A 23436-nucleotide genomic window follows, 5' to 3' on the forward strand; every position below is an offset into this window, starting at 1 on the left:
TCCCCTGTAGTTCAGTTGGTAGAACGGCGGACTGTTAATCCGTATGTCACTGGTTCGAGTCCAGTCTGGGGAGCCATAGCTTATTAGCGTGAAAGTTAAAATGTAAGTTGCGATTCCCCTGTAGTTCAGTTGGTAGAACGGCGGACTGTTAATCCGTATGTCACTGGTTCGAGTCCAGTCTGGGGAGCCATTTATAGCATTTATCGATAGATCTTCTTAATATTAGCAAGATTATCAATACAAATCCTACCCGTTCTTTTATTAGTAACTCACTTGTTTTAAAAGAAAAAATCTCATTTCAACTTATTTAACTCCCTTCCTTACTAAAAATCACTCTGTGCTTATCATAATACTGACTACGACATAACCTATTGTTAATGTTTTCTGACTTCCACCGCTTTTTTAGACTATTTTTGAAGCGAACCTTTAAACCTTGTTCTGAATGTGTTGTTTAACGGGCTGGAAAAGCTGATAATAGAGGCAATATTATCTTAATTATGAAAAAAGATGAGCGAGTATCTTCTACTATTGATCAGCACTGTACTGGTCAACAACTTTGTATTGGTCAAATTTTTAGGCTTATGCCCCTTCATGGGGGTATCCAGTAAACTTGAATCCGCTATTGGCATGTCAATGGCAACAACCTTTGTATTGACCTTAGCCTCGATTTTAAGTTACCTCGTCGATCATTATTTACTACTGCCTTTCGACTTAGATTATTTACGCACGATGAGCTTTATATTAGTCATTGCTGTCGTCGTTCAATTCACAGAAATGCTAGTACAAAAAACCAGCGCGGCATTACATCGCGCCTTAGGCATTTATTTACCTCTCATTACCACTAACTGCGCTGTGTTAGGTGTCGCATTACTCAATACCAATGAACATCATAACTTATTTGAATCAGGGATCTATGGATTTGGTGCCGCTGTCGGATTTTCCATGGTCTTAATCTTATTTTCTGCTATGCGCGAACGGCTTGCAGCGGCTGATATTCCCAGTCCTTTTCGAGGCGGCGCAATAGCAATGATCACCGCAGGACTAATGTCCCTCGCATTCATGGGTTTTACAGGGTTGGTTAAATAGTGTTAACAGGTATTTTATTCGCCGTCATAGTGCTGACATTATTAGCATTGTGTTTCGGTTTTTTACTGGGGTTTGCCGCAGAAAAATTCAAAGTTGATGGGGATCCACTCACAGATCAAGTCGAGGCCTTACTACCACAGACACAATGTGGCCAGTGTGGCTATCCTGGCTGTCGACCTTACGCTGAAGCCATTACCTCTGGGGACAAAATTAACAAATGTCCTCCCGGTGGCACAGCCACAATGGAAAAGCTGGCTGCACTAGTAGGCGTCGAGCCTGAACCTTTAAATCAAGTAGAAGAAAGCAGCGTTAAAAAGGTCGCCTTTATTCGCGAAGAAGAATGTATTGGCTGTACAAAATGTATTCAAGCATGCCCTGTTGATGCCATTTTAGGCGCAGGGAAGTTAATGCACACTGTGATCAGTGATTATTGCACAGGCTGCGATCTTTGCGTAGCCCCCTGTCCTGTAGACTGTATTGATATGATCCCTGTAAAACAAACCCCTAAAAACTGGAACTGGCAACTGAACTCTATCCCAGTCACTGTATTAGAAGAGGATAAGTCATGCTAAGTTTACTAGAACAAATCGATAACGGTACACTATGGCAATCCCCAGGTGGGATCCATCCCCCACAGTTGAAATCCTTATCTAATACAACAAAGATAACAACACTGCCTTTAGCAAAAGAATACATAGTTCCCGTACCTCAATTAGGCGAACAAGCGACTCTCGCGGTCAATATCGGCGAACATGTCAACAAAGGCACAGTACTGACTCAAGGGCACAGTGCAGCTTATCTCGCCGTTCACGCCCCCACCTCAGGTACTTTGGTGGCCGTCGAAGAACGAGCCAGTAACCATGCTTCGGGTCTGCCAGTCTTAAGCTGTATCATTCAAGCAGACGGACTGGATACTTGGCGCGCTCAAGATCCCCTTCCCCATTACCAGTCAATACAAAATGACGAAATATTGGCCCGCATAAAAGAAGCCGGAATTGCGGGTTTAGGAGGCGCGGCCTTTCCAACTCATATTAAACTTAATCCTGTTAGTGATATTGAACTATTGATCATCAATGGTATTGAGTGTGAACCTTACATCACTTCAGACGATCGTTTAATGCGTGAGCATAGCCACGACATTTTGACAGGGATCGCTATCATACAAAAACTGGTTGAACCCAAACGCATCATTATTGCCATTGAAGACAATAAGCCTGAAGCGATTAACGCCATGGAAAAAGCCCTTAAACAGCATTCCATTAATCATCCTCACATTCGTATCACCCCTGTGCCCACTAAGTACCCTTCTGGTGGGGAAAAACAGCTAATACAAATTTTAACAGGCCAAGAAGTCCCTTCTGGTGCCATTCCTGCACAATTGGGCATGTTAGTGCAAAATGTCGGCACCGCCTTTGCTATTAAAGAAGCCATTATCGATGATAAGCCCCTTATCGAGCGTGTCGTCACCTTAACTGGTGGACGAGCTTCAAAGCCAGGCAATTACTGGTTACCCATAGGCACGCCAATCCATCATATATTGGCTTTAGGGCAAACAGGCACTTCCTCACAACCTATCATCATAGGTGGCCCTATGATGGGCTATATGCTGCCTAACATCGACGCTCCCATCATTAAAGGCACCAACTGCCTATTGCTACCTAGCCCGACAGAAATGCAAACAGAGCAACAAGAAAAGCCCTGTATTCGTTGTGGAGAGTGCGCCCAAGTCTGCCCAGCGTTATTGTTACCTCAGCAACTTTTCTGGCATGCTCAGGCAAAAGAATACGAGAAAGCCGCCAGCTATAACTTACAAGACTGTATCGAATGTGGCTGTTGCAGCTATGTGTGCCCCAGTGATATTCCTCTGGTCGAATATTATCGTGTCGCCAAATCAGCCTTACGGGAGCAAGCTAAAGACAAACAAGAAGCCGATTTAGCCAAAGAACGTTTTGATGCCAGAACCCAACGCTTAGAGGCAGAAAAAGCCGCTCGAGAAGCAAAACAACAGCAAGCCGCATCCAAACGTAAGGCTACTATGTCAAGTACAGACAGTGATGTGATTGCTGCAGCCATGGCTCGTGTAAAAGCAAAACAGAATAAAGAAAACTCAAGCGATCCGCACATGGATCAAAATACTCCTGTCAATTCAGCAGACAAGAAAGCACAAATTGCCGCTGCACTTGCACGTGCCAAAGCTAAAAAGGCTCAGGCAAAACAAAGTGTCAACCAAACTGAAGCTGTTGATACTGACGCATCCCAGGCAGCACAGCCAAATACGCCTGCCAGTGATAAAAAAGCGCAAATAGCTGCCGCCATTGCTCGAGCTAAAGCTAAAAAGGCTCAAGCAAACCAAAGTGTCAGCCAAACTGAAGCTCTTGATACTGATGCATCCCAGGCAGCACAGCCAAATACGCCTGCCAGTGATAAAAAAGCGCAAATAGCTGCCGCCATTGCTCGAGCTAAGGCTAAAAAGGCTCAAGCAAACCAAAGTGTCAGCCAAACTGAAGCTCTTGATACTGATGCATCCCAAGCATTTCAGGCATCTCAATCACCACAGCCACATACGCCTGCGCCTGCGCCGTCACTAAATACTGATCCCACCAGTGATAAAAAAGCGAAAGTTGCTGCCGCCATTGCTCGAGCTAAAGCTAAAAAGGCCCAAGCAAAACAAAGTGTCAGCCAAACTGAAGCGCTTGATACTGATGCATCCCAAGCATTTCAGGCATCTCAATCACCAGAGCCACATACGCCTGCGCCGTCACTCAGTACTGATCCTGCCAGCGATAAAAAAGCGAAAATTGCTGCCGCCATTGCTCGAGCTAAAGCTAAAAAGGCTCAAGCAAATCAAAGTGTCAGCCAAACTGAAGCGCTTGATACTGATGCATTCCAGGTATATCAGTCATCTCAGTCACCACAGCCACATACGCCTGCGCCGTCACTAAATACTGATCCCACCAGTGATAAAAAAGCGAAAATTGCTGCCGCGGTCGCTAAAGCAAAGGCGAAAAAAGCACAACTTGCATTACTTGAACAACAAGAAACACAAACTGACATCACTCAAACTGAAAATAACCACCAACCAGCAATACCGTCATCAGCCACCGAGTCACTGACAAAAAACATGTCCGTTGCCAACGGTACAGGAATAGACAGCGGTGTTATCGATAAAAAAGCGCGAATAGCGGCTGCGGTTGCAAAAGCGAAAGCAAAAAAAGCACAAGCTCAACAAGAGAATAAGGATTAACCGATGGCGTTTAAAATAGCCTCGTCACCTCACCTGACGCAACATAATCAAACTCACAAGGTTATGCAACGCGTTCTATTATGCGCTTTACCTGGTGTTGCCGTGCAATGCTACTTCTTTGGTTTGGGGAGCTTGATACAAATTATATTAGCCATGTTAGTGGCTCTCATTTGCGAAGCAGGAGTCCTCTTTCTTCGCAAACGCCCTATTAAATCAACACTAAATGATAACAGCGCCATACTTACCGCGTTATTATTAGCGATTTCCATTCCACCACTCGCCCCTTGGTGGGTTATCGTTATTGGAACCATGTTTGCGATTGTGATAGTCAAACATCTCTACGGTGGACTCGGACAAAATATTTTTAACCCCGCGATGGCGGCTTATGTAATGCTACTCATTGCCTTTCCGGTACAAATGACGACTTGGGTACCACCAAGCTCTATTGCACTCAACCCTGTCGATCTGCTTCAAAGCGCACAGTTTATTTTTACCTCTATGTCACAAAGCAGTATCGATACTTATCAATTAGGCATCGACGGTTTCTCTATGGCCACACCACTGGATACCGTAAAAACCAGCTTATCCAGTGGACACACACTGGAAGAAAGTTTACTCAACCCCATTTTCCATGATGGATTACCCGTAGGCTGGTTATGGGTTAATCTGGCTTACCTTGTGGGTGGACTGACAATGTTAAAGCTGAAACTTATTCGCTGGCAGATCAGCCTAGGTGTGTTAAGTTCACTGTTTATTCTCAGTAGTATCGGCTTTTTACTGAACCCTGATTCACATTTAGGCCCCATAGTGCACCTGTTTAGCGGCGCAACCATGCTCTCGGCTTTTTTTATTGCCACCGATCCTGTCACCGCAGCGACCAGTGTCAAAGGCCGACTCATTTTTGGCGCTCTGATTGGTACACTTGTCTATCTCATTCGTAGCTTTGGCGGTTACCCAGATGCTTTTGCCTTTGCGGTTTTACTCGCGAATCTCTGTGCCCCCTTTATTGATTACTATGTTAAACCTAGGGCCTATGGCCACCGTACGAGTCATTAATGAAACACACCGATAAGAGAATAGCATTGTGAAAAAGTCCATGATCAAAAACGGATTAATCTTAGGCATTTTTGCCTTAATCTGTACGGCATTAGTCGCAGTGGTTAATGAATTAACCTCAGCACAAATTAAACAGCAAGAAACCCAGGAGCTCGGCCGCATTTTACAACAGATCATTCCGGCTAAACTGCACGATAACAGTATTGCAAAATACTGTATTCGTATCACAGCACCAGCCGCATTAGGCACAAGCGATCCCATGCCAGCCTATATTGCCACCTACAAGGGACAAGCAACCGCCATCGCCATGGAAACGATTGCCCCTGATGGATATAACGGTAATATTCGTATTATTGTCGGCATTGATTCAAACGGCGTCGTTTTAGGCGTACGAACGCTAGCGCAACAAGAAACACCCGGTTTAGGGGATAAAATTGAGATAAGAAAATCCGATTGGGTCAATACCTTTAAAGGCAGAGTGTTAAATGCTAGCACTGCCTCACAATGGAAAGTCAAAAAAGACGGTGGCGATATCGATGAATTTACTGGCGCAACTATCACGCCAAGAGCCTATGTCAAAGCCGTCAAAAATACACTCAACTACTTTAACCAACATAAAGCAAGCTTACTCAAACAAGCACCCAACTGCGAGACACAAGAATGATTAAATATCAAGCAGTTATCAAGGTAGCTCAAACGCCTAGAACGGCGATCAAATTAGCCAACAAGACGGCCAATAGTGGAACAGCATACAATTTCGAGACAACACTATGAGTGAATATAAAACAATTGCCTGGCAAGGGCTGTGGAAAAACAATCCAGGACTGGTTCAACTGCTTGGGCTTTGCCCTTTACTTGCAGTCACAGCAACCTTGACCAATGCATTAGGCCTTGGCTTAGCTACATTGTTAGTCCTCATGGGATCCAATATTTTAGTGTCTTTGGTGCGGGATTTTGTACCAAAAGAGATCCGTATTCCGGTTTTTGTCATGATCATTGCCGCTCTGGTGACAACAGTGCAATTACTGATTAATGCCTACGCTTATGGATTATATTTATCTCTCGGGATCTTTCTACCCCTCATTGTGACCAACTGTGTCATTATCGGCCGAGCTGAGGCCTTCGCCTCTCGTAATAACGTCTTCAAAGCCGCTTTTGATGGCTTTATGATGGGATTTGGCTTTACCTTAGTACTGGCTGTTTTAGGAGCAATACGGGAAATATTAAGTCAAGGCACCTTATTTTCAGGCGCCGATCAATTATTAGGCCCTTGGGCCAAAGGATTAACCATTCAACTCTGGCAAGTGGATACCAACTTTTTACTCGCCATGCTACCGCCCGGCGCTTTCCTTGGCATGGGACTATTGATAGCCTTAAAAAATGTCATTGACACCCAATGGGCAAAACGCCATCCCGTCACTTCTCCAGATGCCCCTAAACGCGCACGGATCACAAAAGTAAGTTAATTCAACATGAACAATGAAAAACGCCGAAAAATATTAGAACGGCTAAGAGCGAATAATCCCCACCCTAAAACGGAGCTTAATTTTTCAAGCCCTTTTGAACTTTTAGTGGCTGTCACACTCTCGGCACAGGCCACGGATGTCAGTGTCAATAAAGCCACTGATAAGCTTTTCCCCGTCGCCAATACCGCCCAAAGCATTTATGCCTTAGGCGTTGATGGTCTCAAAGAGTACATTAAAACCATTGGGTTATATAACACTAAAGCCGTTAATGTGATAAAGGCCTGTGGCATGCTCATAGAGTTATATGATGGTGAAGTACCTGAAAATCGAGAAGCCTTAGAAGCCCTGCCGGGAGTTGGACGAAAAACCGCTAATGTAGTGCTTAATACCGCGTTTGGCTGGCCCACCATTGCCGTCGATACTCATATTGACCGCGTGTCTAACCGCACTAAATTTGCCATAGGCAAGAATGTAGTTGAAGTTGAGAAAAAGCTGCTAAAAGTTGTCCCCGCAGAATTTAAAGTGGATGTGCATCATTGGCTGATCTTACACGGCCGCTATACCTGTATCGCTCGCAAGCCCCGCTGCGGCAGCTGTATTATCGAAGATCTCTGCGAATTTAAGGATAAAGTTTACCCTGAGGAATAACGCAAGATCGCCTTAATACGCAAATACACAGACTTGTCTCCCATAAAAAATGCGAGTCTGTGTTTAAAAAGCGACCTGAAATAACCTTCATTTGTTCGCCGCACATTTGCTCACCGTAATAGCCCTGCAGCCTCATTGTTCCTACTTCTAATCAAGCTCAGTATTTTAAAATTGAAACAGCAGTTAAACCTCATATACGCCGAATTTAGAAGCAATGTTCATCATTGGCTGCTTACTCATACTGCATGGCCGCTATACCTGTATCGCTCGCAAGCCCCGCTGCGACAGCTGTATTATCGAAGATCTCTGCGAGTTTAAGGATAAAGTTTACCCTGAGGAATAACGCAAAATCATCTTAACACGTAAATACACAGACTTGCCTCCCATAAAAATTGCAAGTCTGTGTTTAAAGAGTTATTTGACTTAACTCTTGATTAAAACAACGCAGTGAAAAATAGAGAAAAAAGAATCGCAATAAACACGACCGCCCCTATGGCTATTTTAAGTTCTGTTGGCATCACACCCTCCTTATTTATCGTCCTTTACACCAATTCTTGTATTTATGTATTCATGTCCTTTTCTATCCTGACACAGACTCTAACCTATTACGGTACTATGATAAATAAGCCTATAGCCGTAACAATATTCAGCCAGTCATAGCACTTTATAATATACAACCCGTCATAACACTTTAATTTAAATTATCCGTCTTAACCCACTCTGTGGGCGCCATTTAAACTGCTCTTTATTATGCTGATTTTCAACACTCACTTGAGTAAAACTATTAATACTAGAATAAGCTGAAAAAATTTGATTAAGTACCGCGCCAAACAAATACATATCACCAAGACAAGGAAAACCGTCAGGATCTAGCTTAATCTTCACATCAGAGCCTCGAATCATCACCCCTTTATATAGCCGATTAACCGGCTCTATCCACACCTCTTTTATTGCCTCTGTTCTTTTCGTATTGGCCAAGACTTTTGCTCTATCTGCAGTATCAATAAATACGTATAGCTTCAATAATGCCGTTAAGTTTTCAGCATCGGCTAATGTCAACTGATTCAAGTACAAATGTGATAATAAGCGCCAAAGCGTGTTCTTTCCTAATGGGCTTTCAATGGGAGCCGTTGGCGTGAGAATATTGGTAAACTCGACTAAGGCTGGCGACGACTCTGTCGGCAAACAAATATCACCAAATTGTAACTTTTCAGGTAAAGAAGCATTAGAGCAGGTCACTTTTATTGATAGCATTTCTCGATTTATTTTTTCCTCTGACGCCGGATAAGCAACGGATAAAAAGACTTCTGATCCAAAATGTAATCTTGCTTTTCGTCGCCGAAGTGAATAAACAGGCACCAGCTCAGCTTGGGGATTAAACATAGTAAATGGCTGATAGACACGCTCTTTAACACTTCCCTGCACAAAACCAACAACTTTATCAACCGCATAAACTTGATAGCCATCATGTCCACGGGTACTGGGCGTGATCTTATACTCTAAACGCTTATGATCCAGCAAAATACTGCTGGCATCGTGATTGAACAAATTAATTGCCGGCACGCAAAAAAGTAATAAATCATTGGTTGTAAATGAAACGTCATCCACGTCACTTTTCAACATCAATTCTATTGTAAAACCTTTTACGCCATCAAATTCCTTCAACCAATCTAGGCCTAATACATCGAAGAAGAGAAATTTTTGGGGTAATAAAAAATATTCTTGTAAAGAGCGAAAAGCAGGAAAGGAGTTCTTAGGATAGGGAAGCAAAGGTGAATCTTCAAAATCGGGAAATAATTTCAGATGATCTTTAACGCTTAAGGTGCGTTTGGCCCCGCCAGCCCTTAAGGCTAGCCCTCTGACTTTATTGTTTATCACCGAAAATTTATTCACTGCATGGTTATAGGAACCCGCAATATGAAATCGCAGCGACGACAGGTTTAAATCAGCCAAACTCCCCTCATCCACTGTAATATTAATGGAGAGTTTATTACCCTCTTTATTCACACTGCTGACATGTAAAGGGTGTAAGGTGATCTCATCCGTTGTGGTAAATAAACAGCTCACCCCATCCACTTCTTTCGCTGCCAATTCAGTCCCAGACTTCACAGTCACAGTATCAGTGACACCACGTTTAGTATTAAAGCGCATTATCGTCGCTGAGGGTAAGGGGCGCAAATAATGAGGAAAAATAAGCTGGGTTAAACCATGGATCACCTCAGGGAAATCATCATCTAACCTTTCTTGTACTAACCCCGATAAAAACGCACTCCCTTCTAGCAAACGCTCGACATCAGGATCGGCATATTGTCCAGCAAGCATGGGGGCTAATGCGGGATGTTTAAGTGAAAATTCTTTCCCTAACTCATGTAAATAAGATAATTGCTGTTGGTAATATTTATTAATCACAATATTGCTCACCTATCAAAACAGTCATTAAAAAGCTGAGAGCAGCCTGAGTGAAAAAATGCCATCCCTCATAACTTATTTTGCGAATTCAACTTTCAACCATAAAATACTTCACTGATAAGATAAGCCAGTGAGATCCCCATCAAACAGTTAACGGCTAAAATTCACACTCAATGTGTTACCGCTATGGGATACATGAGGTGCGCGAGACATATCAGACTCTCTTAACCACAACACGCTTCGAACAAAACCATCATATTGAATTAAAACTACTTTTTCTACAGGCCCTTTTTCAAAGCGCCAAATATTTTTCGTATCAATTCCCCAATTCCCTTGAATATCTAATACCCAAGCTTTTTTCTTATTCACAAAAAAGCCAGTCCACCTAACTTTTTGATAAGATAATTGAAATTGAATCGTATCCGCCTTATTCGATGCCTTATAAGACACGTTTGTCACATAAGCTCCTTGCTTAACCGGCGCTTTTCCTGCTTGCTCAGCCACTTTATCAGTGACTGTCGATGGCGCTTGCTGAGTCTCAGGCACAGATGCTGCGGGTTCACTAATGGTTTGTTGAGTCACTTCCTCTTGTTTAACCGCATTATTCATCGGTGCACTGGCAACACTTTCTTCTTTCACAGAATGGGTATTTTTCATCACATTCTGACCGAACTCACTATTGTGTTCAGATGCCGTTTGTGACTCTGTTGGCGCCTGTTTGTCACTAGGCGTAATAAAAAATTGTGATTTTAATGCCTCATATTTTTCTGCCACAAAGCCTCTAAATTCCGTCCCCATACCCAATTGAGATTCGATAGCCGACTTTATAGGGATGGTATTTAACCGGTAGCCAGAGCCATAAATAGTGATAAAAACAGTACAGATTACGACAAAAAACCAAACGCCAAATAATACCAATGACACCATACGTTCGTACGTTACTCTCATAGTTACCTCACTGAATCTACTGAACACTCGGCAATAGTCAATGGCACACTTAAACTATTACTTTTTGCCAGTGCGATAATCGGTACGCCACCATTAATCTTATAGCTCAAGGTTAACCACTTCATTCCCATTTGCGTCAACTCCTTCTCATGCACAGGAAAATCAGAGGGTATAAAGGTTTTCTGACCCGTTCTAAAATCAGTCAAAAACTGTTGAAAACCTAACTGTCCTGAATACGTCTTAGTGACATTCAAGCCATCGAAATTAACATCTAAAGTTGTGGTTCCACAATTGGAAGGATCCCAATTGAATGTCTGACTCGCATAAAAATTATAATTATCAAGTGAAATTTCGCCTGACGCGCATTGAAGCTTTAATGTCACAGATTTAGGTTTTAAAGTCGCACTTCCATTAATGCTCATAGGCACATTCGCTATTGTCACATTATAAGAACTTTGGACTTTCTGCTCTAAATAAGCCCCTCTCTCAACAAATTGAAAGAAGTCCGTTTTAAAAGGAATGGATAAACCTTGAAAAGATTTCGGATGCCAACCATCGGCACGACGCTCAACAAAGCCTTTTGCTGGACCATCAATAAACTTCGACAGTAACCCACCTTTAGTAAACAAACGTGACTCTTGTTCATCAGTGGGAATGTATTTTAAAGCACCATAAACATCACTTTCCCAATAATTTTGCAATGCACAAGCGGCTAACTCCATCTCAGCAGATAAGACAAATTGCACGCTATTTCGATAAATATCACCCGCATCAAATTGCGTATTTTTATCCTCTAAAATTCGATCTAAACTATCTGCCGCCATCATAGTTTGCGTAATAGGAGACTTAGGATCGCTATTGGATAAAACCTTTGACGCACTATTGAATGAGGCATTGATGGTACTCACATCAGGCACGATATCAGAGAGTCCCTTTTGAAATTGCTCATAAGCAAGAATACCGTCATTCACTCTCTTAAAATAAACAGGATCGGAGATGTTACTGACCGCACCAATGATGGCATTCACGCCTTTTTGAATATCTTTCGACTCATTCTCTTTTTTCTCCCAATAATCCTTAATAATGGCTTGAGATAACATTAAATCATCAAGATTAACGGAATAAATAGGCTGTATGGCTTGCAATTGTTCAAGCATTTTTTTCTGCATCAGCATATAAGGGTTATCTTTACTCGCCATGCGCTGCATGATCAATCTTTTATCTTCAAGAGTAAGGCCTTTAGTTGATACATTAAATTGCCGTGCAAAAGCTTGCCATTGCTGCACATATTCCGCGCCATATAAACTCCAAAAACGATTGATTTGCACTTCAACGGTTTTATCATTACTGGTTGTCTTTAAAATCCTAATGAGTTTTTGAATCGCGCTATAGCCATCTTTGGTATAGGCCCCCGATAAAGAGCTATTAGATTTAAATGTTTGAGACCAAAAGTCAGCCGCTTCCACTGCCACAGAATTATGAGCCGATCCCGCCCAAGTGGTGATCCAATTCCAATCTTGACGATTTAACACCACATCGCTTAACGCACTGCGCGTCGTTGAAGCCAAGTATTGCAAGGTCTCAGGATCCGTTTGCCACCCGATATATGCATCATACAAAAGGGCAAAAGTAGCCTGGTAAGAAATCTCAATCCCTAACAAACGCTTATCTAAGGTCATCCACTCTTGATAGCCTAATCCATCTTTTTCATGAGGGATTTGGCCCAACTTTTCTTCAATTTCTTTCAATCGCCAAGCGAGATGTACGATCGTATCACCCACAATAGGCGATGACGTTTCTTTTTCCACGTGTTTTAAATGAGAATATAAGATTTTATCCGTTGCAGGCAAGACAGAATCAGCAAAACGTTTCACCAAAAATGCTTTTGACTCTTTAATCGCGCGTTTCAGCGCCCAATCTAAACCAAACTGAGGAATAGGCCAATTATTATAAGCCTGTTCAACATCCGTAATGGTACTGCGCAAGCTTCCCAAAGCCAGAATATCATCTAACACCTGACTATTAGGGGTTTTACTCGCTTGAACTTGTTCCTGTAATTGCGCCATTAGCTCATGATCTTTCGAAAAATTCAAACTGGCAATGGCCACAAAACAAAAAGTTAATAATAGAAAGGTAACCAATGCGATATTGGCACTGATTGTCTTCCACCTTAAAAACTCTTTAATGGGTTTAAAGACATTACGATGGGTTGGTAACACACTAGAGAAAAAGTCATACAAAAATAAACCACTGCCTTTATTCTCATCTTGAATGTCAATCCCTTCCACATCAGGCAGTAATTCACCAATAAATTGACTCTTTTCTTCACCTGGCTGAACCGCACTGGAGAAATACAAGCCTTTCAATAACACCGCTTCATGGTATTTACCGCTACTAAAAGCGCTATTAATAAAAGTATTTAACGCGCCTTTTAAAGCGAATAACTCAGAAGACAATAAAAAGCGTTCGCCACCTTTAATATCATCCAACACTAACAGGTGATTATCCACTTTATTGGTAATATCTGCGACGGCTTTATCCACAAACCCTGTTATATCATCTGTATTTTCAGCCGTATAACCAAAAGCCTGTTTCTGATCATCAGCAGAGAGTTGCTCAGCAAAATCACAAAAGCCGTAAATCATATCGGCTTTAGTCACCATCAAATAAACCGGAATGCGAGCGCCCATAATACGCATCACTCGATTAATTCGACCACCGATATGGCGTCCGTAGTCTCGTAATGCTTGCTCATTATTATCGAGAAGTTTTTCAACGGGTAGAGTGATCACTAAACCATTTAATGGCTCTTTTTTTCGATATTTTAACAATAAGGCTAAAAATTCAGACCACTCTTCATCATCTGATTTTTCCGTTAATGGCACAGCATAACGCCCCGCGGTATCAATGATAATGGCTTCTTCAAAAAACCACCAATCACAATTTTGCGTATGCCTTGCGCCGTGAACAGGCCCGACACCAGAAAGAATGGACGTCAAACCAGAGCGATAAATCGCACTAGACTTACCCGAATCTGTTTCACCAAAGACCACAAACCAAGGCAGAACATAGAGGGGGTTGCCTAAATTTTTTAACCTTGAATCCCTTAATGTATTAACGCCTTCCAGCCAGCGTTCTTGTAATTGTAACTGTCTGAGCCTGTTTTCTTCTTTGGCCGATTCAATCAAACTGTTGTCATATTCAACAACTCGATTGACAAAAGCTCGCTCCCTATGCCTTAAAATATAAACACGAATTAAATAAATTAAGCCAACAATGCCAGCAATTCCAGACAAAATGGCCGCGCCAATCCACCATGGCCACGCCTTTAATGAGACCAAATAGAAAACGCCGCCAGACACAGCCACAATTAAGATAATGATGAATAGAACCTTTAATAAGGTCCATAAGAATTTCCTCATTAAATGCCCTCTCGTGTTGGTAAACTAGTAAAGTACATATTTATCGCATATGGTTGAATATAAATAACAAGACTCATCTTATTCTGCCCCCATAAAGACTAAACTAAGTTAAATAGCAGAACTTGATACAATATAAAGATAAGTGCTGAGCCCAAAACAGCACTCAAAATCAACATCAACATAAAAAAGTCTAACCAACGCCATTGAATTAAAGGCTGACTTTTATCCACTTTCGACAGTGTATTAAATAATGCCCCTTCTGTGTCTGGCGCCAAAGCTTCTACGACATTTTTCTTAATGGACAATAACTCTTTTTTATCACTTTCAAAATATTTACCTTCCACTCCCATCGTTAAACAACGAGCATAAACATGGAGTACATTCTTGATGGCTTGTTTCGAATAGGCGTCATTGGGTGTATCATCAATAGCATAAAACTGACTTAAGATATTATCTAATCGGCTAAAAAATTCTTCACCACCACAATGTGTATTAAAAAATCGTGCTTGTAATGGCACCCAAGGTTGGGATTTTGCCCACTCAGACAAGAGTAATTTCTCATCAGCCCAAGTGTAGATAGCGAATTTCGCATCATCAAAAAAGTCATCTCGACTAAACAACTTCTTGGCTTCTTTATCAGCCTTTTCTCTATAAGTATCTAAATACTCGGCAATGTCATTTTCAGGAATACTATATTGACCATTATGTACAGACAGAACTGCTGACATAAAGGGTTGATAGATACTTAATATGTCCATAATTAGCCTCGAGTGACGTAAAGTGTTGCTTGGCAATCAGCATCACTAACCCAATACATACTTAACTTCTTATCGTCTCGAACCGCATTCCACAAAGGAGAAGAGACATCAATTTCGCAATACACACCTTGCTCATTTTGCGGTAAGCTCATAGGCCTGTCTTCAAGCAGTTTTAGCGGGATCCCTGAGACAGCATGCGCCAATAAAGAGGATAATGATCCGGTAGAGGATAAACGGATCATGCGAGATAATTGTTCATTAAACTGTGATTCTGTCACGCCAGTAAAGAGAATACAGTAGCGATACTCTTCTTTCAGTGAACCATCGGGTAATGAAAGAGACCAAATCCCTTTTTGCTCCTTAAAAGGAAGTACATACTCGGGGCCCACCATAATGCCCTGTAAAGAGCGATCAATTTGCTCAACCAATATAGAAAAAACATAATTGAGTTCAGTATGTTTATACTGAGGCCAACGCTGATTAAGTTCATCATCCGCCACTGAAATATCAACAATAAAACTACTCATTTCAGCGACAATTTCACATAAAGCTGACCACACATCGCGAGGATGAATGACAGGGGTTTCAATCACATTCTGTATTAGCCAAGCACATCGATTAAGAGAACGAATAGCCAACAAAATTTCATATTGACCTTGAGCACTTTGTTGGCCGAGTGTATTAGGCTGTTTAAAACGCTCTAATTGTCTCGCTCTAGAGACGACTTTGGCACTCACTTCTTCCAATAAGTGATCTAAACGTGGCCACAGTCTTGCGTTGACTAAAGGAGGAATAAAGGATTTATGAAAACGAATGTCATTACCATCTTGTTCTAAAACCGCAATGGGCATAAGCATATAATCACCTGCCGCTTCGATTTCATCTTCCCAAAAAAACTTCAATAGATATTTTAAGGGTTGAGTATGACCTTCAACCCCACTTGAATATAAGTCGGGCACGGTTTCAGGCGTTTCATTCACAATAAAACGAGTATCCAGTGTGGGCGATAAAGCTGAGTCATCAACCTCAACAACATTGCTTCTTTCGCTATCCCATTGTTTTAAACCTAAATAAACCTTAAAAGATTGTCCCGTTTTTACCCACTCATCATCAAAATAACGTGAAATGACTTCCGCATTATCAGGAATACTGCACAAAGAACCATCTTGAAAAAGGATTTCGCCACTGGAAAGCACCAAACGCTTATCCAATAATGCATTAGACTGTATTTCTAAGGACAGCACCCCCCACATGTCATTATGGAGTAATTGGGCTGTTCTTGACATTTTTTGCTGATGAAATTGAGACTCCAGCTGGAAATGTTGTGGCTGTAATAATAAGCCCTGATGCCAGTAAACCTGTTTATTCACTTTCAAATGGTGACCTCACTTACTGTTTTTTTTAACTTTATCATTTTGACGTAATGTATCTTCATTAAAGGTCAAAGATACAGAGAGTACTTCGGGGGTATACCAATCTTTAGACCACCACCACATACCCGTTTCAGATTTCTGTACTGGCACATCATAAATCGCTGTCGTATTGGATCCTTTATTGGCATAGCCCGCCACCACAGCAAAAAATTTCGTTTTATCGAAACGATCAAAACTGCCTATCCATTTTGAATCAGGTTGTAAAAAAATACGTTCACTTTGCGTCACACTGTTATCAAAACGATTGCAGGCCAACATAATATTGATACCATTAGCCGTTGAAGCATATTCGACAAATTTCGCCTTATCAGAAAGCTGATAGACACATACCATTAAGCTGTGAGCTTGTCCGTCATACCAGTTCAATTTATCCGTTGATGAAACACTCATTTTTATTGCTTTAGGTTGCCACTGCCACTTTATTGCATCCGGACTAGAGGCAGGTGTACCAGCCGTTTGCGGTTTAGGCTCACTGGCGCACCCCACCAAGAATATTGAGATAAAAAAAATGAGGTATCGATACATAATACTGTTCCTTAAAATATTATTTCTACATCGAGTCTTGTAACATGACTAAAAATAACACCGATACAAGTCTGCATTCTCATTCTTAATCGGGCTTTCGCCAAATAACATCGACTCAGGGATCCCTTTAATTCGAATATAATAACTCTCTCCCGCAGCTAACGGGTTTTCGACACCCCAGCCAACAAACTCAATGCCATCCACTTCCAATTTCATTCCCTTGTAAGGATAAGACAAGATTGCCTTTTGTGGTAGTTTACCTGAAGGCCCCACACCGTGAGCATCAATCTCCGCTCCGTTGAGTGCAACCATAGCACCTGACCACTCTTGATTCATAGGGCCCACTTCAAACCAAGTTCCCACTCCCATCATAGCATGGCAATTAAGTCGATACTCAGGCTCAATCACAGGTAAAGCCTTAGTAGTAGAGGCTAACACTTTTACACCTAAAACCGCGCTACTGACAAATTCACACGCAGAAATATATGTCGATGCCGACACAAGATCCGTTTGCGCGATGCCAGTAATAAACACAGGAAAAGCATCCCCTTTCAACAGCCTTATTTGCATTAAAGTCAAATTCAATGAAAAACGATTCTGTGCATTATTTAATGATGCTGGAGACATCAAAATAACCCAAACATCTGCTGTTTTTAATTCTTCAGTGGGCAGTTCCCACCCTTTTTTATCGTCATATTCAGGCCAAAAATGACCGCTCACATCCAAACCATATTTATGCAGCGCAGTAAACGTCGCTTTAGAGGCAGCTTCATCCCTATCAAATGCACTGATCCAAACTTTTTTTTTCATGAATTATCCCCTAAAACACGTTATTTATATACCAGCACTTTCACCCAGAGTCACCATAGAGGCTTGATGAATTGTCAGCGCCCCTTCCATCAACACATTCACCGTAGCCGTTGCAGGATTACTCATAGTGCCTTTGAATATATTCGAATATGAAATAGAACTCACAGCAGTCCCTACAAGTGTATTACAAACATCAGGAAAACATACATTCATGCCACCTAACGTCGTATTTGCAAACACCATTCTCTCCTAGCTTAATTCAATCCATTAAGCTAGCCTAAATGGATTTTTTCAGCATCCAGCACCATTTGCTCATCTGCAGTAGTCACCACATTTTCAGCATGCACCTGAAGCTCACCTTCCACTAAATGACGACTACTGCCTGTTTGTTTCTCATCATGATCACGAATAACCTGAAAACGTTCACCTAAACGAGAAAGCCACATCTCAACAACATGATCCACTTTATCAGCGACGACATTCATCAATTTGCTGATCACATGGGTTTTATTCGCCACTAAACTCGCATCTTGACTTTGCACTGCTAACGTTTGACTACTACTGGTAATCGCATCCGCTTGCAAATTTATATTATTCATGGCTTGGGTCGACACATCGCTCCCCGATAAGTGTAGATTACCCTTTACACTGAATGATAAATCGCCTTGATGATTGATTTGAGCTTGATTAGGATCTTGCTGTATTAAGACTGACAACAACCAACCTTGATGATTCTTATCGATAGCCACAAGACAAAGATCCCCTTCACTGGGTTGTAATAAACACCCAGCAGCCAACTTAACCGAACAGGGTTTGCCAACCACAGAGACGGTAATATGCCCTCTATCCGTTGCTGTACTTTCAGACAAAGACACAACCGTTCCCGTTTCCATCTCAAAATGACTTAAACTGCCTTTCACAAATGGTATTGCATTCATTTTACACCCCTTTAGACCATTGCTCTGCTTCAGCTCTATCCGGATCTGTCCCAGTCGCACCTAATTTATTTGCATTTCCCCAATACGTATTTTGCATTAACGTCTGGTGAAACTTTGCTCCCATTAAATAAGCCCCGCTAAAATTCGCTTCCGTTAAATTTGCATGGGCAAAATCAACATACTCCGCGGTTATATTTTTGAAACACGTTTGGTAAGCCACCGCCGAAGTCCAAATAGACTGAGATATATTCGCGCCAGTCAAATTTGCTTGAGACACATCAGCACCTTCAAAACAACAACCATTACATACCGCAGCCTCTAAATCAGCCCTCGATAAGTCCGAGCCCATAAAGGCACTAAAACTGGCTTGTACACTACGTAATTTAACCCCCGTCAACACACTTTGATTGATATAACAATGGGCTAAATAACAATCGCTTAAATCCACCTCATGTAAATCACATTCATTCAATTGTAAGGCAAAAAAGTGCACTTTTTCAAAATGGTTTGTCGATAAATCAATATTGGATATCGAAGACTTTTCAAAATGGGTGCGCACAAATATAGAATCAGTCAAGGTCACTTTTTGAAAAGCTGATTTTTGAATGTGGGTATCAATAAAATGAATATGCGAAAGCTGCGTTCCCGTCATGGCTAAGGTTCTTATACGAGTAGCACAAAAATCAATGTGTTTTGCGCTGCCCTCTTTAAACACACTTAAGTGATGTACCGCCCCATTAAAGTTCACTCGCTCTAATTCACATGCCGTGAATGCGACTTGCTTACATTGTATTTCTTCAGCATCGACATTATGGAATCGGCACTCATCAAAAATGACCCCTTTAAGCTGACTTGCTGACCAAACTGTTTGTGCAAATTCACAATTTTTAAAACGGCATTGACTGAAATTAACCCCGAATAAATTAGCTTGAGTAAAATCACAGTCAACAAAAATCACTTTCTTTAATGTAATACCAGACCAATCTTGTCCACTAAAATTGACATTTTGATGATGGCATTGACGCTGCAAATTATCGACAAGTTCAGTCTTGCTCATTCAAGTACTCCTGCTTATTCGCTAATAAGGTTGCCTTGAAGTTACACCCTTTAACTTGAGTACTGCCCACGACCACATTGCGTAAATCACTATTGTATAAATTACTTCGATTTAACGATGCGGCCGTTAAAGTCGAACGCATAAAGTTCGCTTGCATAGCGTTCATGTCATTCATTTGCGCCCCTGTAAAATCACTGCGCATACACATGGCTCGCTTTAAATTAGCACCATTAAAATCAGCTTGAACAGCTTGAGTATTACCCATATAAGAACGGGTTAAATCACTATTACATAAACTGGCATGAGATAAATTAACATCGGCTAAATTCGCCTGACTCAAATCACACTCTTTCATATTGGCATTCACCAAGGACGCAGTGCCAAAACGCGCATTGACCATAGCGGAGCCAGAGAAATTAGCGTCATTCATTGTCGCCCCCCAAAAAAGAGCTGAAGGCAATTTCGCATTTTGCCAATCACTTTTCAACGCAGAAACCTTAAAGCACTTGATCCGCTCAGCATCGACTCGTTTGGCGCTCACATTGTCCATCTTGGCATGTAAAAATGCGCCTTTTGTTAATATGCTATCATCAAATTTGGCCGACGAAAAATTCGCTTTAACCGCCATGATATTCTCTAAATTCGCATATTGAATGCTAGCATCACTAAAATCAGCCGCTTTCACCATCGCATTTTTAAAATTGGCACTGGATAACTGCGCTTCCTTAAATTGACTCTCACCTAGTAAGGCTTTTTCAAATGACGCCCCATGGGCATTCACTTTATCAAAAATAGCCTTACTTGCAATCACATTAGCAAACTGGCACTTTTCTAGATTCGATTGCGTAAAATTCGCTTCATTTAATATTGAACGAGAAAAATCCGCACCAGATAAATCTAACATAGACAAATCCACATTCGATAAATCTTTCTCAAAAAAAGATAAACCTTTTTCATGAAAGTCAATAACTTGTTCTCGAGTCAGTTTTTCAAAACGTTGATTATCGGTTTTTTGCTGTTTTAATTGCGCCAACCTAGGCTCAGCCTCTTCAGCCAAAGCTGACAACTTATCTGTGACACCTGTGAAAGTATCTCCAGCGGCTTTGAGTTTATCCAATGCCGCTTTATCGGTGATCTTTTTACTTCCTGTTGCAATGGCCTTTTGTGCATCACTGCCCATTTTTTTCACTTCAGCCGCAAGAGACAAACCACTTGGTGCAGGCGCTTTGACATTACTCAGTGCATTCAATACTTTTTCACGGGTTGCCGCATTCGGTACATTATCAAACTGAGACTTTGCCTTTTCAAATTGCGAAAGCACCATTTGTTCAGGCGTCATGCCTGCAGGGATCCCCATTTCAGCGGATAATTTATCTTTTTGAAAAGCATATAAGGCGTTAATATCCACTTTAGGTAAAGGCGGTTTCTCTTGCTGCTTATTCGTCGACTCAATCAAAGCCGCCATATCATTATCAACTGGTAATAACTCACTAAACCAAGATAATAAATCAATGGATTTTCGATAAGCATTCTGTATTGAAATATCATCTTTCAAGGCGATCACGCTAAGATCAGGAAAAGCCTCTAACCATGGGGCAGTATCTTCTATGCCTTCTCCATATAAAAACAAGACATGACATTCATCAATAGCCGCCTGAGCCTCATCAGACAAGGTTTCCTGTACACTTGGCATTTCAATCACATTCGCCATCATGTGTAAATCTTGAGCCAATAGCCAGCCCATGGCTCTATCTTGACAAAGGATCACAGGATTACCAGGCACAATATCACTATGCCACCCCTGAGGCTCACTGCCTTCAAGCCAAACGCTATTATCTGCATTGAATAAACTGGGCCGACTCATCAATGCACTGAATTCACCCTTTCGATATTCTGGGATCAGCCACCCCGCAGGCACAGTTAATACTTTTCCAGCTTCCAGCCCCCATTGTTCACTGCGATATAACACCGGTGATGCTAAATAACCTAGCATAAGCTTTTGGCTATTAAGCATACGTAATCCCGCAGAGGTTAATGTTTTTGCTTTCGGCTTCATCCCTTCAATCGCTAACGCAATCAATTGGCTTGCTTCGTCATGCCAAGGGTTATCAGCCAATGGGGACTCAATTTTAGCAATACTCGCTGCAATCTCTTTTTCCGCTTTAGCTAATTTAATGGCTGAATCAGATGTCGTTGCTTTGGGTAATTTAATTGACTTTAATCCCTTAACCGCTTCACTTTGCACATTTTTAATTTGGGCATCCATGGCCGGCATTTGGTACTTCATGGATGCAAACTTTGTGATCCCTCTGTCAATACTCGCAAGTGCATCTGGCGGAACAGGCATAGTGGCCAATTTTGCTTTCATATCGATAAGTTGTTGCATGCTTGCATCAAGACGCTTTGGTGTTTGGGCGATTAAATTGTCAATCGACGTCTTAGGTTTAGGTATCTCACCTTTTGATTGGGCCACTTTAAAGTCAATATAACTGGGTGTGTCTTTTAAGGTTTTCTTGCCATCTTTTAATAAAATTTTCGCTTCTGCAAATTTTTCTTTCGCTGCTTTGACACTTTCCGGCTCCATGGCCTTTGATAATTTATAATTCGCAATATAATTCGCATAATAAGCGAGTGATTTAGGCTCACTTTGATATTCTTCGGAAACCAGAAGTACATCTTTAACATCTAACGCTTCGGCATCATTAACAGCAATCGCCCCTCTAAATATCATCACTCCTAATTGCTTTTCTGGGAAAAACCAAACCGTATCGCTTTGCAATTTAACTTCAGAAACAGCATATTGATTAGCTTCAAGTGCATGGCGAATAAAGGCACGAGGCTGATGACAAGGTAATACCCCTGTGATGGTTTCATACTTAGGATGAAGGTTAATTAAGCGGTAATCTTCCCCACCAACAAAATCAGCCTCAACGCGCTGATCTTGAGAAGACTGATTAAAGAACAACCAATTAAAGTCATTAGGAAAAGCAGGCCACTTCTCTCTAAACCAAGTATCATTGTAAGTGCCCATGCAGGCAGCACGAATAGGATGATCGATGGCTAATGGTAAAAATGAGGCGGGTTGTTGATGCAGGCTTTCAGATACAACCTCTTTATTATTGTCTGCATAAAAAACATTAGCTAAAGGCGCATTTTCAACGTATATTCCTTGACCTATGGGATTTTCGGCAACCTTCTCTCCTCCCCAAGCAGCCTTCCAAGTCAAGGCTTTTTCAGTAAAAGGCTGAGCATCACTTGGGACCAATTTATCTTTAATACGTACCCAGTGCCTATCTCCATACACATCTAATTGTTTTTCTTTACCTGCCAAAGAAGCGGCAACACGAACAACTTTCCTCGGTGTTTCACCACTAAAAGCCTTTCCCGATAATAACCATTCCGCTTGCACTTTAGGTAAGCCTGCGTCAAATATCTCACCATTTAGACTTTCTGTGACAATTGGCCACAATGATTGCTCATCAACAGCTTGATTGGAATTCAATAAATCAAACCCTAAAATCATACTTATGGAAAAGTGCGGTTTACCATTCAACTCAAAGGGAACAAGAAGGATGGCATGTTCATTACTCTTTATTATTCTCATACCTTATAATTTCATACCTTTACGCTATATTA

General features: G+C 41.5%; 18 protein-coding genes, 2 tRNA genes and 1 pseudogene. 10 read left to right on the top strand and 11 right to left on the bottom strand.

Translation table 11 applies throughout. The features are described from left to right. The 10 genes and pseudogenes from Q0791_RS09720 to Q0791_RS09765 form a co-directional block, all read left to right on the top strand. Window positions 1–76, top strand: a tRNA-Asn gene (locus Q0791_RS09720). Between the two features lie 38 nt (window positions 77–114). Next, window positions 115–190: transfer RNA gene (locus Q0791_RS09725), tRNA-Asn, on the top strand. A 317-nt stretch (window positions 191–507) separates the two neighbouring features. Further along, window positions 508–1086, top strand: coding sequence for an electron transport complex subunit RsxA (rsxA, locus tag Q0791_RS09730; RefSeq protein ID WP_299005428.1), 579 nt, complete (start codon window positions 508–510; stop codon window positions 1084–1086). Continuing rightward, window positions 1086–1658, top strand: coding sequence for an electron transport complex subunit RsxB (rsxB, locus tag Q0791_RS09735; protein ID WP_299005431.1), 573 nt, complete (start codon window positions 1086–1088; stop codon window positions 1656–1658). The genes rsxA and rsxB overlap by 1 nt, the downstream gene beginning before the upstream one ends. Beyond that, complete coding sequence (gene rsxC / locus Q0791_RS09740; RefSeq protein ID WP_299005434.1) at window positions 1652–4330, top strand: electron transport complex subunit RsxC; 2679 nt, start codon at window positions 1652–1654, stop codon at window positions 4328–4330. The genes rsxB and rsxC overlap by 7 nt, the downstream gene beginning before the upstream one ends. 3 nt (window positions 4331–4333) lie before the next feature. Further along, a complete protein-coding gene (gene rsxD / locus Q0791_RS09745; protein ID WP_299005437.1) occupies window positions 4334–5386 on the top strand; it encodes an electron transport complex subunit RsxD in 1053 nt (350 codons plus the stop codon). A gap of 28 nt (window positions 5387–5414) precedes the next feature. After that, window positions 5415–6050 carry an electron transport complex subunit RsxG gene (rsxG, locus tag Q0791_RS09750; protein ID WP_299005440.1) on the top strand — a complete coding sequence of 212 codons (636 nt, stop codon included), beginning with the start codon at window positions 5415–5417 and terminating at the stop codon, window positions 6048–6050. A gap of 106 nt (window positions 6051–6156) precedes the next feature. Next, on the top strand, window positions 6157–6852 hold the full coding sequence (locus Q0791_RS09755) for an electron transport complex subunit E (RefSeq protein WP_299005443.1): 696 nt from the start codon (window positions 6157–6159) through the stop codon (window positions 6850–6852). 6 nt (window positions 6853–6858) lie between these two features. Then, window positions 6859–7500: an endonuclease III gene (gene nth, locus Q0791_RS09760; protein ID WP_299005446.1), complete on the top strand. Its 642-nt coding sequence runs from the start codon at window positions 6859–6861 to the stop codon at window positions 7498–7500. Between the two features lie 177 nt (window positions 7501–7677). Next, window positions 7678–7843: pseudogene (locus tag Q0791_RS09765) on the top strand (endonuclease III); the annotation flags it as partial. A gap of 353 nt (window positions 7844–8196) precedes the next feature. Here the strand turns inward: Q0791_RS09765 and tssF are convergent. The 11 genes from tssF to Q0791_RS09820 form a co-directional block, all read right to left on the bottom strand. Then, window positions 8197–9909: a type VI secretion system baseplate subunit TssF gene (gene tssF / locus Q0791_RS09770; RefSeq protein WP_299005449.1), complete on the bottom strand. Its 1713-nt coding sequence runs from the start codon at window positions 9907–9909 to the stop codon at window positions 8197–8199. Between the two features lie 150 nt (window positions 9910–10059). Further along, window positions 10060–10857 carry an AMIN domain-containing protein gene (locus Q0791_RS09775; protein WP_299005452.1) on the bottom strand — a complete coding sequence of 266 codons (798 nt, stop codon included), beginning with the start codon at window positions 10855–10857 and terminating at the stop codon, window positions 10060–10062. A 2-nt stretch (window positions 10858–10859) separates the two neighbouring features. Then, window positions 10860–14279 (bottom strand): type VI secretion protein IcmF/TssM N-terminal domain-containing protein, encoded by a 3420-nt coding sequence (locus tag Q0791_RS09780; RefSeq protein ID WP_299005455.1) that lies wholly within the window; start codon window positions 14277–14279, stop codon window positions 10860–10862. A 98-nt stretch (window positions 14280–14377) separates the two neighbouring features. Further along, a complete protein-coding gene (locus Q0791_RS09785) occupies window positions 14378–15037 on the bottom strand; it encodes a DotU family type IV/VI secretion system protein (protein WP_299005457.1) in 660 nt (219 codons plus the stop codon). A gap of 2 nt (window positions 15038–15039) precedes the next feature. Then, the gene (gene tssK, locus Q0791_RS09790) at window positions 15040–16407 is read right to left on the bottom strand and encodes a type VI secretion system baseplate subunit TssK (RefSeq protein WP_299005527.1); all 1368 of its coding nucleotides are present in this window, start codon (window positions 16405–16407) and stop codon (window positions 15040–15042) included. Between the two features lie 15 nt (window positions 16408–16422). Further along, entirely contained in the window at window positions 16423–16995 is a 573-nt protein-coding gene (gene tssJ / locus Q0791_RS09795; protein WP_299005459.1) for a type VI secretion system lipoprotein TssJ, read from the bottom strand. 48 nt (window positions 16996–17043) lie between these two features. Next, a complete protein-coding gene (locus tag Q0791_RS09800) occupies window positions 17044–17805 on the bottom strand; it encodes a hypothetical protein (protein WP_299005461.1) in 762 nt (253 codons plus the stop codon). Between the two features lie 24 nt (window positions 17806–17829). Next, entirely contained in the window at window positions 17830–18048 is a 219-nt protein-coding gene (locus Q0791_RS09805) for a PAAR-like domain-containing protein (protein ID WP_299005463.1), read from the bottom strand. A 29-nt stretch (window positions 18049–18077) separates the two neighbouring features. Beyond that, complete coding sequence (locus Q0791_RS09810; protein ID WP_299005465.1) at window positions 18078–18743, bottom strand: DUF3540 domain-containing protein; 666 nt, start codon at window positions 18741–18743, stop codon at window positions 18078–18080. Between the two features lies 1 nt (window position 18744). Next, window positions 18745–19800, bottom strand: a complete 1056-nt coding sequence (locus Q0791_RS09815) for a pentapeptide repeat-containing protein (RefSeq protein ID WP_299005468.1) — start codon at window positions 19798–19800, stop codon at window positions 18745–18747. Next, the gene (locus Q0791_RS09820; protein ID WP_299005470.1) at window positions 19787–23404 is read right to left on the bottom strand and encodes a DUF2169 domain-containing protein; all 3618 of its coding nucleotides are present in this window, start codon (window positions 23402–23404) and stop codon (window positions 19787–19789) included. The genes Q0791_RS09815 and Q0791_RS09820 overlap by 14 nt, the downstream gene beginning before the upstream one ends. Window positions 23405–23436 lie beyond the last annotated feature (32 nt).

Source organism: uncultured Shewanella sp., assembly GCF_947495455.1.
Classification (GTDB): Bacteria; Pseudomonadota; Gammaproteobacteria; order Enterobacterales; family Shewanellaceae; genus Shewanella.

Bases quoted from the DNA above. Each gene is read 5' to 3' on its own strand.
- nth (WP_299005446.1), top strand. From the start codon at position 6,859: ATGAACAATGAAAAACGCCGAAAAATATTAGAACGGCTAAGAGCGAAT.
- Q0791_RS09810 (WP_299005465.1), bottom strand. From the start codon at position 18,743: ATGAATGCAATACCATTTGTGAAAGGCAGTTTAAGTCATTTTGAGATG.
- rsxC (WP_299005434.1), top strand. From the start codon at position 1,652: ATGCTAAGTTTACTAGAACAAATCGATAACGGTACACTATGGCAATCC.
- Q0791_RS09820 (WP_299005470.1), bottom strand. From the start codon at position 23,404: ATGAGAATAATAAAGAGTAATGAACATGCCATCCTTCTTGTTCCCTTT.
- Q0791_RS09785 (WP_299005457.1), bottom strand. From the start codon at position 15,037: ATGGACATATTAAGTATCTATCAACCCTTTATGTCAGCAGTTCTGTCT.
- rsxA (WP_299005428.1), top strand. From the start codon at position 508: ATGAGCGAGTATCTTCTACTATTGATCAGCACTGTACTGGTCAACAAC.
- rsxD (WP_299005437.1), top strand. From the start codon at position 4,334: ATGGCGTTTAAAATAGCCTCGTCACCTCACCTGACGCAACATAATCAA.
- Q0791_RS09805 (WP_299005463.1), bottom strand. From the start codon at position 18,048: ATGGTGTTTGCAAATACGACGTTAGGTGGCATGAATGTATGTTTTCCT.
- Q0791_RS09775 (WP_299005452.1), bottom strand. From the start codon at position 10,857: ATGAGAGTAACGTACGAACGTATGGTGTCATTGGTATTATTTGGCGTT.
- Q0791_RS09800 (WP_299005461.1), bottom strand. From the start codon at position 17,805: ATGAAAAAAAAAGTTTGGATCAGTGCATTTGATAGGGATGAAGCTGCC.
- tssJ (WP_299005459.1), bottom strand. From the start codon at position 16,995: ATGTATCGATACCTCATTTTTTTTATCTCAATATTCTTGGTGGGGTGC.
- Q0791_RS09815 (WP_299005468.1), bottom strand. From the start codon at position 19,800: ATGAGCAAGACTGAACTTGTCGATAATTTGCAGCGTCAATGCCATCAT.
- Q0791_RS09755 (WP_299005443.1), top strand. From the start codon at position 6,157: ATGAGTGAATATAAAACAATTGCCTGGCAAGGGCTGTGGAAAAACAAT.
- Q0791_RS09780 (WP_299005455.1), bottom strand. From the start codon at position 14,279: ATGAGGAAATTCTTATGGACCTTATTAAAGGTTCTATTCATCATTATC.